Here is a 13716-nt window from a genome sequence, read left to right as displayed (position 1 = left end):
CAGGCGCCCGTTTCGCCCCCTTTAGCCACCCCTGTCATCCACCCCTTCGCGGCCCCGCGCGGCCGCCGAAAGCCGGCCAGAACCCCTGCACCCGCCCCTGATAACTTCGTTCCCTGTCGCACACGCCGCACCCGGGGGAACACCAGTGGCCCGCAACACCCTCACCACCACCGCCGCCACCCTCACCGCAACAGCGGCCCTGCTCCTGACCGCCTGCGGCTCAGGAGGCGACACCGAGGGAGCGAGCGGCCCGTCGTCTTCGCCCTCGCCGCCGCGTGCGGCCGACGTGAACCGGCCGGACGTCGGCCTGCCCGAGGACCTCAAGCTGGTCTTCGACTTCGAGGAACCGTCGGACGCGGACTCCGCTGCCGCGCTGGACGACGCCGCGAACTACATCAGAGCGCTGAACCACGGCATCACCGAGCAGGATCCGAAGGACCCCGCGTACGGCTTCTACTCCGCAGCCGGCGCCGCTCGCTACGCCGAGTCGCAGATTCAGGAGTACGTGGACGGCGGCTGGACCCTGACGGGCGAGGACCGGTACTACCAGGCCGGAACCAGCCCCGCGGGCGAGGGGGAGTCGATCGTCGTCACTTTCTGCGAGGACCAGTCCCGGGCCTACGGCAAGGAAGTGACGACCGGCAAGGTCCACCGAACCGAGGAAAGCCTGGCCAGTTACCAGAAGTTCAGTCTCCTCATGGCACCCCAGGAGGACTCGCCCGTGTGGCGCGCCCAACAGATCACCGTCGAGGGGAAGGCCGCCGCCTGCCGGAGCTGACCGCCTCCCGTCGTCCGAAACACCTTTCCTCCGTCACCCGCCCCTGTCACCCACCCCCTTCGCGCCCCACGGGACCCCCGAAAGCCCGCCAGAACCCCTGCACCCGCCCCTGATAACTTCGTTCCCTCTTGCACACGCTGCACTCCGGGGGACACCAGTGGCCCGCAACACCCTCACCACCACCGCCGCCACCCTCACCGCAACAGCGGCCCTGCTCCTGACCGCCTGCGGCTCGGGAGGCGACGACTCGTCGCAGGGCGACCCCAAGGGGGCGGAGACGGAGACGAGCAGCCCTTCGGCTTCGGAATCGCCGAGCCCCTCATCACGCCACGGCGCCGATCGTCCGGTGATCAAGCTTCCCAGTAGCTTTCGCCTGACCTTCGAGGACTGGAAGAGCAGCGACGCCGAGCAGCAGTCCGTGCTCGAGGACGCCAGGGAAGAGCTGCGGGCGGGATACGCCGCGATCATCGCCGACGACCCCGACAGCGAGTCCGTCGCCTTCTACGACACGGGTTCCGGGCGGTCGCAGAGTAAGAAGTGGATCAAGTCGTACACGGACAAGAACGTGAGCGTCGTCGGCAAGCTCCCGGTCTTCGACCCGAAGGTGACCCTCCTCCACGACGGCAGGACGGCGTCCCTCGGCTACTGCACCGACGAGAGCGAGGCCTACACGAAGCACCGTGAGACCGGCAAGGTCGAGGGAAACCCCGAGGGCATGGACCCCCAGGTGTATTACCGGGTCACGCTCCGCAAGAGCAGCCAAGGCGTGTGGCAGAACGACTCCGTCCGCTCGGAGAGGGGCGACTGCGCGAAGTGAGGACTTGGCGCAGGGGCTGCCCGTGACCGCCACCTCACTGACGACCGCCCTCGCCCCCCCCTTCACACCCCGCACACAATCCCCGAAAACCGGTCAGAGCGCCTGCACGCACCCCTGATAACTTCGTTCCCTGTCGCACACGCCGCACCCCGGGGGGAACACCAGTGGCCCGCAGTGCCCTCGCCATGACCACCGTCACTTTCACCGCAACGGCGGCCCTGCTCCTGACCGCCTGCGGCTCGGGAGGCGACGACTCGTCGCAGGACGACATCAAGGGGGCGGAGACGGGGGCGAGCAGCCCTTCGGCTTCGGAGTCGGCGTCGGGGGCGGACGACCGACCGGACCTGAGCCTGCCGACCGACCTCAAGGTCGAGTTCGACGTCTCACAGCCGTCCGAAGACCGCCACGCGGCGGCTCTCGACAACGCGAAGAACTACATCCTGGCTCTGAACCACGGCATCACCGCTCAGGATCCGGACGACCCGGCCTACCAGTTCTACTCGCTCGGCAATGCCACCAGGTACGCCAGAACACAGATCCAGGCCTGGGTGGACGACAAATGGACCGCCACCGGCACGGACAGCTACTACAAGTCCCGGACCGACGACGTCAGCGACTCCGGCGGCGTGCTCGTCACAATGTGCCGGGACCAGAGTGAATTCTTCGGAAAGAACGTCGATACGGAGAAGGTCAAGCACACCGAGCCGAGCCTCGACGACTATCAAGAGTTCCGTCTCCTGATGAAGCCTCCGCAGGCCTCCCAGAAAATCTGGAAGGTTCTGCAGATCGAGGTGCAGGGGCGTGTGAAGGAATGCAAGCGATGACGCCGAGGCCTCTGGCACTGCGCCTGGCGTCCCTCCTGGCCATGACAGCCGTCCTGGGGCCCGTCGGCACGGCGTATGCCGCGGGCCCGGAGGACAACACCACGGTGCCACCCGCCGACGAACCGAGCGGCAACGCCACCGGCGACGGAACACTGTCGGCCTCGGTGTCCCACATCAAGGTCACATACTTGAGCGGTGGGGACGGCAAGGGCAAGCAGGGCAACCTCGGCACCGTCGATCCCAACTGGAAACCTCCGGCCTGCTGGTACGAGCCCGCCTTCACCCCCGCCCAACTCAAGAAGTTCGTGGAGACGGACGGCGGGGGAGACGTCGGTATTCACCAGTCGTGGTGGGGCGAGGAACTGTGGACCAACCACTACCGCGACGAGAAACCGTCGGACAACTTCGATTTGCACGCGCCCACCAACAGCTCTGCCGACGGATACAAGAACTACAACCTCGGCAAGGACGGCTACTTCTGGCGCGGTGTGGCTCCCGACAGCTCCGACCCCGATTCCTGGGACTGTGGACGCATCATGTTCTGGGTCGACGCCGGCCAGCTGCCGGACGATCCGAACAGTCCCACCCCTGAAACACTCGCCGAGTACGCCTACGACAAGGTCAAAGTCCCGGAGACGGAGGTGGAGCTGAAACCCGAGGCCCGTTCGACGGTGAATCTCCCCACCTGGGTCTGGCTGGACAAGGAAACTTTCCAGGACGTCAAGGTCCGCGCCGAGCTGCCCAACACTGGCCTGTGGGCGGAGACGACCGCGAAGCCGGTCGCCCTCCACCTCGAACCCGGCACGGACGACGCCGAGACCTTCCCCGCCTCCGGCGACTGCGAGATCAACGCCGACGGATCCATCGGCACGCCCTACACGAAGGGCAAGTCCGACGAGACCCCGCCCTGCGGCATCCGCTACCTCCGCGCCTCGGGCGGCAAGCCGTACCAGCTGAAGGCCTCGATCACCTGGAAAGTCTCCTGGGAGGGCACAGGCAACGCCCGGGGCGACCTCCCGGACGGCACCTTCGAGACCACCCAGGACATGGACGTCCAGGAGATCCAGTCCATCAACCGCTGAACAGGTCTTCCGCCCGAGCGACATGAATGGCCCGCTGGGACCAGATCTTGAGCTGCTCCAGGTCGGTGCAGGCAAGGACCCGCTCACGGACAGCACCCGACACCCGGATACCGCGCCACTCAAGAATCTCAAGCGTGATCTCGGACCGATCCTCGGCCCGCCCTTCCTCACGGCCCTCCACCCGGCCTTCCTCACGAACCTTCTCGGCCACCGGATTGTTGAAGAAGTAGCGGATCTCCGACATCAGTTCATTCCAAGGACCCTTGGCCCGGCGGCCACGTAAGCACGATCAGACGGGGCCCCGGGACATCACCGCTCTGCCTGATCTCACACCGCACACGTGAGCGTCGAACGCCGGCGCAAAGGCGTCTGCGTTCCCCTGATAACTTCGCTCCATGTAGCACACACCTCGCCTCGGGGGAACACCAGTGGCCCGCAGCACTCCCGCAATGACCGCCACCACTCTCGCCGCAACAGCGGCCCTGCTCCTGACCGCCTGCGGCTCGGGAGGCAACGACTCGTCGCAGGGCGACCCCAAGGGGGCGGAGGCGGGGAAGCACAGTCCCACGCCCTCGGTACCGGCATCGGCGTCGGGCAAGTCCGAAGCGGACCGCCCGGACGTGAGCCTGCCCAAGGATCTGAAGTTGGTCTTCGACTTCGAGAAGCCGTCGGACGCGGACGCCGCTGCCGCACTGGACGACGCCGCGAACTATATCCGCGCTCTGGACCACGGCATCGCGCAGCAGGATCCGAACGACCCGGCGTATCAGTTCTATTCGACCGGCGGCGCCCAGAAATACGCCAAGTCGCAGATCGAGGCCTGGGTGAAGGACGGCTGGACGGTCACCGGAAACGACCGGTACTTCGACGCCAGTGTCGAATCCGCGGGCGAAGGCAAGTCCACACTCGTCACCTTCTGTCGCAACCAGGCGAAGTTCTACAGCAAGAAAGTCGAGACCGGTAAGGTCAGCTACACCGACGAGAACCTGGACAGCTACCAGAGATTCAGCCTGCTGATGAGCCCCTCCGAGACATCGGCAGAAGTCTGGCAGGCGCGGCAGATCGAGGTGCAGGGCCGCGTGGAGGAATGCAAGGGATAACCGCCCCTCGCCGTATCGCCCCGACCTGCGGCCGCTTGCCGTCGCCCTTCTTCCCCTGTGCCTCGATGACGAGGAGGTACGCCCCCTCGTCCGTCTCCACCCGCATCAACGTGTCCACCCGTCTCTCGACGGGTTCGATCTCCGTGACATCGGTGTTCAGGACCGCGAAGTCACGCGGTTCCGGGAACGGAACGCGCAGCACACTCTGGAACGCCCGCGCTCTCCCTCCTGTACGAAGCAATCAACGCGCTACGCCGCGACAAGGTCACACCACAGATACTTGCCCCGGTTCCCGTCCCGGACCAGCGGCTGCCAGCCCCAGGCGTCCGCGCACGCCCGCACCAGCGCGAGTCCGCGCCCCTCCTCCGCGTCACCGAGCGCCTCGAAGTCGCCGGGCGGCTCCGGCGGTTCCGGATCGGCGTCCCAGGCCCCGACCCGCAGCACCCCGGCCGCCCACCGCACCCGCAACGCGGCGGGACCCTTCGTATGACGTACGGCATTGGCGACCAACTCGGTCGCGAGCAGTTCGGCGGTGTCCACAAGGCGAATGAGGCCATGCATGGTGAGGATCAGCCGGAGGGTACGGCGGCATACGGTGACGGCGCGCAGGTCGTTGGGGATGTAGAGGGTGTACTCCCAGGGTGCCGCGACCGCAGGGTCGGCGTACTCGTTGTCAGGCATGGGTGAACTCCGTTCGGTGATGGGGAGTTGGCCGGCCGGTGGCATCGCCGCTCCTCCAGGCACGACGAAGCGGTGCTCTTCCGACACTGCTGCTGTCACACAGTGCGTGCGACATCACTGACGGTATTTCCTAGTTTTAGGAAACTGCAAGTGCCTGCCGTATTCTGGCCCCGAACGAGCGACGCGACGCGGACCGTTGGCCCCAGGAGGAATCAGTTGCCGCCGAAGAGGCACCTCACGGCACGCAGGGTGCGGTTGGGCTCTGAACTGCGCAGACTGCGAGAGGCAATGGGCATGAAGGCCAGGGAGGCCGCGGAGCTGCTCGGCGCCGACTCAGTCCAGATCAGCCAGATCGAGTCCGGCGTCGCCGGAGTGAGCGCCAAGCGCGTACGGCGTCTCGCGGCTCATTACGCGTGCACGGACGACGGACTGGTCGACGCGCTGGTCGCGATGGCGACCGACCGCACTCGCGGCTGGTGGGAGGAGTACCGAGGCGTTCTGCCTCCGGTGTTCCTGGACACAGCCGAGGTCGAGCACCATGCAACGGCCCTGCGGGAGATCGTGATCACACACGTCCCAGGGCTGCTGCAGACCACGGACTACGCCCGCGCGGTGTACACGTACATGATGCCGGGGCTGCCCGACAGCGAGCTGCTCCCCCGAATCGAGCATCGGATGCGGCGGCGTTCCGTGATCGAGGGCGACAACCCGGCGCCGTACGAGACGATCATTCACGAGTTCGCGCTCCGGGTGCGTGTGGCCGATCGCCCGGTAGCTCAGGCTCAGCTCCGTCAGATCCTGGCGCGGAGCGAGGACGGTCACGCCACGGTCCGAGTCATCCCGGCCGACCAGGACGGGTTCGCCGGCGCCGAGGCCTCGATGATGCAGGCATGCGGCCCCGTGCCCCAACTGGACACCGTACTCCGCGACTCTCCTACCGGGACTGCCTTCATCGACGCAGAGCCTCAACTGAACCAGCTTCGAACACTGTTCCGTAAGGTGGAGAAGGCGTCACTGAGCCCAGCGGCGTCACGGGACTTCATCCACCGGTTGGCCAAGGAACTGTGAGGCGAGCAGTGACCGAGATGCTGTGCTGGCGCAAGTCGTCGTTCTCCGGCGGCGGCGACGGCAACACATGCGTCGAGATTGCCCGGCTGCACAGCCGAGTTGCGATACGCGACTCCAAGGACCCGTCCCGCGGGACCCTGACCGTCCCGGCCGGCTCCTTCAGCGCCCTCGTCCGGGGACTCAAGACGACCGCCACCTGACGAGGGCGCCCCGCTGAGGCAGGAAGTGCGTCCAACCGCACCCTGGAGGTGGGGCGCACCCAGGCCGACGGCCCGGCCGGCTCAGTCGATCGTCTTGATCACTCGGGCGGGCACACCCCCGACCACCGTTCCGGCAGGAACGTCCCGAGTGACCACCGCGCCCGCGGCGACCACCGCACCGGCACCGATGGTCACCCCCTGCGTGATGACCGCAGCCGTCCCGATCCAGACGTCGTTCTCGATGACGACCGGGGCGAAGGAGAGGTACTCGCGACGCTCGGCCAGGGGCAGTGGATGGCCCCCGGTGATGAGGCTGACCTTCGGGGCGATCATGACCCCGTCGCCGATACGGATGCCTCCCCGGTCCATGAAGGTGCAACCCTGGTTGACGAAGACGTTCTCCCCGAACGTCGTGTTCAGTCCGTACTCGGTGAAGAACGGCGGATAGATCGTCACCGACTCCGGCAGCGGACCACCGAACACAACGGAGAGTAGTTCCGCGCGGCCTTCGCTGTCGCCGAACGGAAGCACGTTCAGCCGGGACGTCGCATCGGTCACCTCCACGATCCGCTCCGCATGACGCGCGAACTCGGGCGTCCGGACATACATGACCTGCTCTGTGCGCGTAGACATGCGCTGATCCGACCACCGGGCAGAACACTCGATCAAACAACCCCGCACCACAGCGCTCACAACCAACGGTTGTGCACGTAGGCTGCGAAGGTGGACGTTGAAGCGCTGCGGACGTTCGTGGCCGTCGCCGGGACCGGCCACTTCCAGGCCGCGGCCGACGAGTTGGGGATCAGCCAGCAGGCGGTCTCCAAACGGATCGCGGCCCTGGAAAGGCACATCGGGGCGACGCTCCTGGTGCGGACCTCCCGCGGCTCCCGGCCGAGTCCGGACGGCCAGGTCCTCCTGCCGCACGCCAAGAAGGTCCTGGCAGCCGTCGAACAGGCCGAGCAGGCCGTGCGTCCCGGCAGCCGTCCCTTGCGCGTCGATGTCCTCAACCGGCGCATCGCCCCGGCACAGGCCGTCTACCGCTTCTACCGCTCACGCCCCGGGACGGACCTGGACGCGGTCACCCTGAGCAGGGAGAACGCCACCCAGGCCGCCCAGGCGGTGCTCGAAGGGACCATCGACGCGTCCTTCCGTGCCCTACCGGCAGACCAGGTTCCGACAGGGCTCAGCACCGAACGCCTCCTGGACGCTCCTCTGGAGCTGCTGGCCGGCCCCGGCCACCCGCTGGCCGACGCGCCCTGGATCCGTCCCGAGGACCTGGCCGGCCACCGCATCTGGATCCCCGGGATCACACCGGGCACGGAATGGGCGGCGTTCTACCGGGCCCTGTCCGAGGCCTTCGGCCTGAACATCGACGCACTCGGTCCCAACTTCGGTGACGAAGCCCTGATGGACGCACTGGCCGACTCGGCCTCGCCGGCCACCCTCATCGGCAGCGGGGACCGGTACGTGTGGCCCCGCACCCACGACCTACGACGCATCCCGTTGCGCGACCCGACCCCGGTCTACCCGCACCTGCTGCTGTTCCGCGACGGAGACCGGCACCCCGTACTGACCGCGCTGCGCGACCATCTGCGCGTCACGGCACCGCGCACCCCGCACGACGTATGGACACCGGACTGGGCAGACCGTCGACCAGTATGGTGCTGACCCGGACGTACGTCCCCGTACGGGGAACCACCTGCCAGGTCGTGCTCGTCTCCGGAACCAGCCCCCGTGCTGGATCTCGCCGAGGCGTTCCACGACACCTTCGACGCTGTGACCGGCACCTTCCGTTTCGTCTGGATCGTCTGACCCGCAGAGAGGACTTCGGCCATGGGCAAGAGCGACCTCGCACTGCCGTTGACCGAGATGGAGGACTACGGGCGCCGGCTGCGGTCGCTCAAGACGCGGCTGAACCACACCAAGAAGCTCTTCGAGTCGTACGAGGACGACATCGGCGACGGCAGTGTCAACGACGCCCTCAGTGACTTCGAGTCCAACTGGGAGGACGGCCGCGAGGACATCAGCCAGCAGCTCGACGCCCTCGGCGACATGTCGGACGCCGTCGTACGGGAGTTCAAGAAGCTCGAGGACGAACTCACCAAGAAGATCAACGATGCCGTGAAGACGGAGGACAAGCGGGGCGGGAAGGGCGGCAAGGGCGGCAGCGACACGTAGGGCCCTCTGCCGGGACCGGTCCCGGGAGGGTGTGTCTACCGTGCCGGCATGCCGTGCTCCGCTCTTGGTGATCCGTGTCCCCGGGGCGGGCCCGTGCGCCAGGGCTGCCAGCAGCCGTTGTTCGCGGTCGCCCATGGGCTCGCTGAACAATCCTGTCGCCGCTGCAATGGGGCGGCTCCCCGACACAGGGGCAGCCGGTTGTGTCTGTTTTCACGCACCCCGTTGGAGGAAGACCGTGGGCTACCAGGAACGACGGACCAAGCTGATCGCCAAGCGGGCCGCACCTCATCTGGAACCCGGAGAGACGATCCAGACGGGTTTCATCGCGCAGAGCGGTTCGTCCGTGCTCACCCTGCGGGTGTGGACGTTCGTGGCCACCGACCGCGCGATCCTGGTCATTCGCCGCGGCGGCGTGCAACGCCTCCCCCGTGACCTGTACTTCGGCGAACCGACGGGCCTGTACCACACGTTCGAGCTGGATCGCGTGTACAAGGTGCACCGGGACTACTACACGGAGTTGGGCACCGCCGACGCAGCCCTGCGCAAGATGCAGCCCGACGGCAACGCGCCGGACGGCGAGCAGCTCTGACTCCGGCTCGCTCGGCGGCGTCACAGGTGCAGCGTCGTCGCGATGGTGTCCACGATGTTCTCCAGGGGCTCGTCCAGGACCGGTTCCGTCCAGGAGGCCAGGAGGGTGATGGCCGCGTCCGTGGTCGGAGGGCGGACGGCGTAGAAAAGGGTGTGGACGACCGGGCGCGGGCCGAGGAGGCGTTTCTTCTCCTCGATGAGGTTCTGGCGGATGCGGACCGCGTCGCCCAGCGGAAGCCCGACCTCGCGGACGTCGGGTTCGCCGAAGTCCCTCGCCGTCATGTGCTCGGTGAGGAGCGGGAGGGTGACCTCCGGGAACGTGGCGTCCGGGTGGATCGCGTCGAGTTCGAGGACGGCCGCCACCGTCTGGTGGCCGCTGAGGTACCAGCCGAAGGCGCCCAGGGGTTCGCGGGTACGGCTGTCGGCCGCGGCGCGTCCGAGGTCGCGGGCCAGGAGGCGGGCGTTGCCCTTCTCGCCGTCGCGTGCATACCGCTCGACCAGCTCACCGGCCTGGTGCTTGGCCCAGTAGTCGAGGTCGATCGTCCCGGCGACGGGGAAGGGCACCCAGTCCTCCGAGCACTCCAGGCCGAGGTTCGACAGATCGTCGTCGGCGGTCATGTACGTGGTCACTCCGTCCAGGTCAGCGAGCCGGCGATCGCGTCGAAGAGGCCGGCCATCGCGTCGGCGATCGGCTCCAGGGGCGTGGAGAAGGTGAGCAGCAGGTACGCCGTCGTGCCGGGGACGGGGAGGTGGTACTCCACCGAGACGGAGGCGTTGGGTCCGTGTGGGTCGTCCGGGCGGTCCGGGCCGTTTCCGCCCGGCTGCCGGGCAAGTCTGCGCACCCGTACGGCCGTTCCGGCGGCCAGGTGCTCGACGCCGATCTCGGGCGCCGGCGTCTCCGCGTCCCCGTCACCCGCGTCCTCGGCGAGGGCGCGGGCGAGGTCCTCCGGCGGGAGCGGTTCCGCGTGGCGCAGGGGCGCCAGGGTGATGAGGAGTGAGGCGGGGATGGTGAAGGGACCGACCGCCTGGAGGCTCAGGTACAGCTCGATGCCGCCGCTGCGGTGGGCCTTCGCGGCGCGGCGGCGGAGGTCGCCGCGCAGCTCCTCCTTGAGGTGCGGGGCGTTGTCGATGCCGCGGAACTGGCGCTCCACCAGCGCGTCGACGGACCTCTCCCGCTGATCGGGGTCGAGCAGGATCCGGAACCAGCCCTCCGGCAGCAGCAGACGGTAGTCGGCAGGAGGCGTAGGGCCTTCGGTGGGTGTCGGACTTTCGGTGGGCGTCATGCGGCAACTTTCCTGGAGGTCGTCCGTTCCGGGAGCGGCCGGTCGAGGTGGAGGCGGCTGCGCAGTTGGTGGATCGTGTAGGGGCCGCCCTGGAGGGCCAGTCCGACCGCTCCCAGGAGTACGGCGCCGAGTGCGGCGCCCGGGTGCTCGTCGGTGATCCGCAGGCCCTGGATGACGGAGAAGACGGAGCCGATGGCCATGATCGCGGTGGAGGACACCCCGGCGATCGTGCCGGGGAAGCGCGACATGCGGCGGGCCTCCGCGCCCGACCCGGGGAGCAGACGCAGGCCAAGCACCGGGCCCTTCGGCCAGATCGCCTTCCCGGTCAGGCGGCGTTCGGACGCAGTCAGCCCGGTGGCCGCCCGCAGCCGTGCCCAGCCGTCGGCGCCGGTCTCGCCCCCGAACCAGAGGTCCCAGGGCAGGACGGCCCGCACCTGCTCCCCCGGGCCCCGGAGTTCCACCCCGAGGTCGGCGCCCGTGCGGTCGCGCACCCGGACCAGCGACGTCACCGCGTGCGCGCCGGTCAGCGGGAACCAGTACTCCTGCCCGCCCAGGTCCCGCAGGACGAGGTCCCGGTCCTGCACCCGCAGTTCGGTGTCCCGGCAGAACCGCACCGTGGCGCCGAGGCCGGGCGCGGGGGACGGGCCGACGCGCTCGCGCACGGCGGGGACGTACCGGCGCAGGCGTATCCGGGTCCAGGCGCGCAGCGCCAGCCTCGCCACCGGTGCGACGGCTGCGGTGGCCGCCAGGAGCAGGACGAGCCAGGGCGCCGTCGTGCCGGAGAAGAGGACCGCCGTGAACGCCGCGAACCACACCGCCCCGGCGACGGCGCGGACGCTCCAGTACCAGTACGGGAAGACGGTGCCCGGCCCGAGCGCGGCGCCTCTGCCGCCCGAGGCCACCAGCGGATCGTTTCTGTCCTGCACGACGTGCAGGGGCACCCCCGCCGCCTTGAGGAGGTGGGACACCCCCGTCCGATGGAGGAGCTGTTCGCCCCGGACGGAACGCTTGGGCAGGGCGGGCGACTCGGGCAGCCAGTCCTCGAGGTCGAAGCGGCCGATGAGCGCCCCGTCGCCGTCCTGGAGCTGCAGTTCGCCCCAGGAACCGGGCAGGGTCGGGCCCACGCGTTCCCGGTCCTCGCCGGGGGTGTCGACGAAGACGGCCCGCGCGATGCCGGTGCCGCCCACCGGGTGGCGGACGGTGCGGCGGCGGGTACGCAGGACCAGGGCGCCGTCCTCGCAGGAGAGCCGGGCGGAGTGGCAGCGTGCGAGACCGGGGCCGCGCGAAGCGGCCGGTCTGAGGGCGGGCTCGGCGGGCGTGGGGGGCGTGGAGTGCGCGGGGCTCGGAAGGCGCGCGGTCATCCCGTCGCTCCGTCGTACAGGGACGTGACCGTCCCGTAGGCCCCCTCGGCGCCGGCTGCCACACCGGTGGCGGTGGCACCGGCCCAGACGTTGGTCTGGCCGGAGAAGTTGCCCAGCGCGTTGCTGACCGCGGGCATCTGCGTCGCGGCGGGCGCGATGCCGTCGAGGTCGGCGGCGGCCCTCGCCAGGTCGGGGTCGAGGGTGCCCGCCGAACGGGGCGCCGCCATCCCGCCGAGGCCCTCCCGCCAGCCCTGCTTGGAGAACGCGTTGCTGATGGACTTCACGCCGTCGACGCTATCGCGGTACATGGACACGGGGCTGAAGCCCTCCTTGATGTTGCTCCAGGTGGGCAGTTTCCCCTTGGGCATGTTGGCCATGGCCTTCGCTGCGTCCTTGCCCCGGATCGCGCCCTGGGCGCCCCGGTTGGCGAGGTTCCAGGCCTTGTTGGTCTTCATTCCCGCCGCGACGGCGCTCTTGTAGAGGTTGCTGCGGGCCAGCGCCTTGCTGCCCGCGGCCACTCCCTTGGCACCCGCCATCGCAGCCCGCCCGAGGCCGAAGGTGGCCACGCCCACGGCGTCCAGGATCACCGACTTCCAGCTGCCCTCGCCGCCGAGTGCCAGCACGAGGTCGGTGGCGAGGGCGACGACACTGGCGAGCAGGGCGACCGCGTTGGCGACAGCGGCGATCGCCTGCCCGATGACGGGTATCCAGCCCAGGGCGAGCGCCGCGACGCCGGCCCACAGCGCGATGCGCCCCGCCCATTTGGAGATCTGGGTGAGCCAGCCCGCGTTCTCGTGGACCCAGTTCTTGAACTTGTCCTTCCAGCCGTCCTTGAGACCGTCGTTCTCGATGACGTCGTGGATGGCGTCGGCCGCCCGGCGCGCTGCGGCGTCCCGGATCCCCTTGGCCGTCCGGAGCGCGTCCTTGGCCGACGACAGGGCCGACGACGCGGTCTCCTTCTGGTCCTTGTACTTCTTGGTGTCCGGGTCGTCCTTCGGGGTGTCGTCGGGCTGCCCGTCCAGTGACTTCTGGGCGGCGCCGAGGTCTTCGTCGGCGGCTTCCGCGTCGGTCAGCGCCTTGTCGGCCATCTGCTGGGCCCGGTGCAGTTCCGAGGCGAACTCGGTACTGCACACGCCGTCCACGACCCGGGTTCCGAGCGCGTCGGCCGCCTCGTCGTACCGCTTGAACGCCTTGCGGAGCTTGTCACCGGCGCCCTCGGCGGCCGACCGGAACTCGGTGGCGGCCTTGCCCTTCCAGTTCTCGACGGAGGCCAGCTCCTTGATCTCGCGGGCCTCCTTCTCGATGGCCTCGGCGGTCTTGCGCAGTTGCCGGCCGAGTTTCGCGACCTCTTCCGGGTCGCCGGGCACCGGGTCGGAGTTCTCGTCGAGCACCGCCCAGCGGTGGTTCGCGGGACGCGTCACTTGCCGCCGCCCTTCCCGGACTTGCCCTTCTCGTCCGCGCGTCTGAGCGCTTCGGCGAGTTCGTGGTCGATCTTGTCGTACGAGTCCGCCGCGGCCTTGGTGATTCCGTGCAGCTTCTCCAGCTCGTCCGTCAGCTGCCGGCGGTGGATCTTCCAGTTGCTGCCGAACGTGTCGAAGGCGTCGAGGATCTTCTGCGACCCGATCTCGCCGACGCCGTACCCCTCGGCCGGGTTCGCCCGCTCCGCGAAGGTGCCCCGGATGCGTTTCAGCGCCCGCGCGCTCTCCCGGATCCGGTCTATGTCGGCTTCCTGGTCCCCCATGACCGCGTCCTCCTT

General features: G+C 68.8%; 18 protein-coding genes and 1 pseudogene. 10 read left to right on the top strand and 9 right to left on the bottom strand.

What is annotated here, in order from left to right; genetic code table 11:
- Positions 1-145: 145 nt before the first annotated feature.
- The 4 genes from HZS56_RS12550 to HZS56_RS12535 all read left to right on the top strand — a co-directional run bounded on the left by HZS56_RS12550 (position 146) and on the right by HZS56_RS12535 (position 3501).
- Positions 146-778: a hypothetical protein gene (locus HZS56_RS12550; RefSeq protein ID WP_216720762.1), complete on the top strand. Its 633-nt coding sequence runs from the start codon at positions 146-148 to the stop codon at positions 776-778.
- Between the two features lie 157 nt (positions 779-935).
- Positions 936-1595 carry a hypothetical protein gene (locus tag HZS56_RS12545; RefSeq protein WP_216720761.1) on the top strand — a complete coding sequence of 220 codons (660 nt, stop codon included), beginning with the start codon at positions 936-938 and terminating at the stop codon, positions 1593-1595.
- A gap of 185 nt (positions 1596-1780) precedes the next feature.
- Complete coding sequence (locus HZS56_RS12540) at positions 1781-2419, top strand: hypothetical protein (protein ID WP_216720760.1); 639 nt, start codon at positions 1781-1783, stop codon at positions 2417-2419.
- Positions 2407-3501 (top strand): hypothetical protein, encoded by a 1095-nt coding sequence (locus tag HZS56_RS12535; RefSeq protein WP_216720759.1) that lies wholly within the window; start codon positions 2407-2409, stop codon positions 3499-3501. Before HZS56_RS12540 ends, HZS56_RS12535 begins: the two co-directional genes overlap by 13 nt.
- Here the strand turns inward: HZS56_RS12535 and HZS56_RS12530 are convergent.
- Positions 3491-3745, bottom strand: a complete 255-nt coding sequence (locus tag HZS56_RS12530; protein WP_216720758.1) for a hypothetical protein — start codon at positions 3743-3745, stop codon at positions 3491-3493. The two genes, HZS56_RS12535 and HZS56_RS12530, sit on opposite strands and share 11 nt — an antisense overlap.
- 205 nt (positions 3746-3950) lie before the next feature.
- On the opposite strand from HZS56_RS12530, the gene HZS56_RS12525 reads away from it, so the two are divergent.
- Positions 3951-4601 (top strand): hypothetical protein, encoded by a 651-nt coding sequence (locus tag HZS56_RS12525; RefSeq protein WP_253914137.1) that lies wholly within the window; start codon positions 3951-3953, stop codon positions 4599-4601.
- Positions 4602-4632: 31 nt separating this feature from the next.
- Here HZS56_RS12525 and HZS56_RS38165 read toward each other — a convergent pair.
- A pseudogene (locus HZS56_RS38165) lies at positions 4633-4842 on the bottom strand (hypothetical protein); the annotation flags it as partial.
- An 8-nt stretch (positions 4843-4850) separates the two neighbouring features.
- Positions 4851-5282 carry an ATP-binding protein gene (locus HZS56_RS12520; RefSeq protein ID WP_216720756.1) on the bottom strand — a complete coding sequence of 144 codons (432 nt, stop codon included), beginning with the start codon at positions 5280-5282 and terminating at the stop codon, positions 4851-4853.
- Between the two features lie 294 nt (positions 5283-5576).
- Between HZS56_RS12520 and HZS56_RS12515 the strand changes: the two genes are divergently transcribed.
- Together HZS56_RS12515 and HZS56_RS12510 are read left to right on the top strand one after the other, a co-directional pair.
- The gene (locus HZS56_RS12515; protein ID WP_253914136.1) at positions 5577-6350 is read left to right on the top strand and encodes a helix-turn-helix domain-containing protein; all 774 of its coding nucleotides are present in this window, start codon (positions 5577-5579) and stop codon (positions 6348-6350) included.
- Between the two features lie 8 nt (positions 6351-6358).
- On the top strand, positions 6359-6550 hold the full coding sequence (locus tag HZS56_RS12510; RefSeq protein WP_374201133.1) for a DUF397 domain-containing protein: 192 nt from the start codon (positions 6359-6361) through the stop codon (positions 6548-6550).
- An 81-nt stretch (positions 6551-6631) separates the two neighbouring features.
- Here HZS56_RS12510 and HZS56_RS12505 read toward each other — a convergent pair whose 3' ends face one another.
- On the bottom strand, positions 6632-7159 hold the full coding sequence (locus HZS56_RS12505; protein WP_216720796.1) for a DapH/DapD/GlmU-related protein: 528 nt from the start codon (positions 7157-7159) through the stop codon (positions 6632-6634).
- A gap of 114 nt (positions 7160-7273) precedes the next feature.
- On the opposite strand from HZS56_RS12505, the gene HZS56_RS12500 reads away from it, so the two are divergent.
- The 3 genes from HZS56_RS12500 to HZS56_RS12490 all read left to right on the top strand — a co-directional run bounded on the left by HZS56_RS12500 (position 7274) and on the right by HZS56_RS12490 (position 9317).
- On the top strand, positions 7274-8218 hold the full coding sequence (locus tag HZS56_RS12500; RefSeq protein ID WP_216720754.1) for a LysR family transcriptional regulator: 945 nt from the start codon (positions 7274-7276) through the stop codon (positions 8216-8218).
- Between the two features lie 165 nt (positions 8219-8383).
- A complete protein-coding gene (locus tag HZS56_RS12495) occupies positions 8384-8728 on the top strand; it encodes a hypothetical protein (protein WP_216720753.1) in 345 nt (114 codons plus the stop codon).
- A 235-nt stretch (positions 8729-8963) separates the two neighbouring features.
- A complete protein-coding gene (locus tag HZS56_RS12490) occupies positions 8964-9317 on the top strand; it encodes a hypothetical protein (RefSeq protein ID WP_216720752.1) in 354 nt (117 codons plus the stop codon).
- Between the two features lie 20 nt (positions 9318-9337).
- On the opposite strand, the gene HZS56_RS12485 is transcribed toward HZS56_RS12490, so the two are convergent.
- From HZS56_RS12485 to HZS56_RS12465, 5 genes are read right to left on the bottom strand one after another with little or no spacing between them, the layout of a single operon-like run.
- Positions 9338-9934, bottom strand: coding sequence for a hypothetical protein (locus tag HZS56_RS12485; RefSeq protein ID WP_216720751.1), 597 nt, complete (start codon positions 9932-9934; stop codon positions 9338-9340).
- 8 nt (positions 9935-9942) lie between these two features.
- The gene (locus tag HZS56_RS12480) at positions 9943-10599 is read right to left on the bottom strand and encodes a hypothetical protein (RefSeq protein ID WP_216720750.1); all 657 of its coding nucleotides are present in this window, start codon (positions 10597-10599) and stop codon (positions 9943-9945) included.
- Positions 10596-11960, bottom strand: a complete 1365-nt coding sequence (locus HZS56_RS12475; RefSeq protein ID WP_216720749.1) for a hypothetical protein — start codon at positions 11958-11960, stop codon at positions 10596-10598. The genes HZS56_RS12480 and HZS56_RS12475 overlap by 4 nt, the downstream gene beginning before the upstream one ends.
- On the bottom strand, positions 11957-13381 hold the full coding sequence (locus HZS56_RS12470) for a putative T7SS-secreted protein (protein WP_216720748.1): 1425 nt from the start codon (positions 13379-13381) through the stop codon (positions 11957-11959). Before HZS56_RS12470 ends, HZS56_RS12475 begins: the two co-directional genes overlap by 4 nt.
- Positions 13378-13701, bottom strand: coding sequence for a hypothetical protein (locus HZS56_RS12465; RefSeq protein ID WP_216720747.1), 324 nt, complete (start codon positions 13699-13701; stop codon positions 13378-13380). Before HZS56_RS12465 ends, HZS56_RS12470 begins: the two co-directional genes overlap by 4 nt.
- Positions 13702-13716 lie beyond the last annotated feature (15 nt).

It is taken from the genome of Streptomyces mayonensis (genome assembly GCF_018982965.1).
GTDB lineage: Bacteria > Actinomycetota > Actinomycetes > Streptomycetales > Streptomycetaceae > Streptomyces > Streptomyces mayonensis.
Note: the sequence above shows the minus strand (reverse complement) of the source record. Positions and strands in the feature narration are given on the sequence as shown.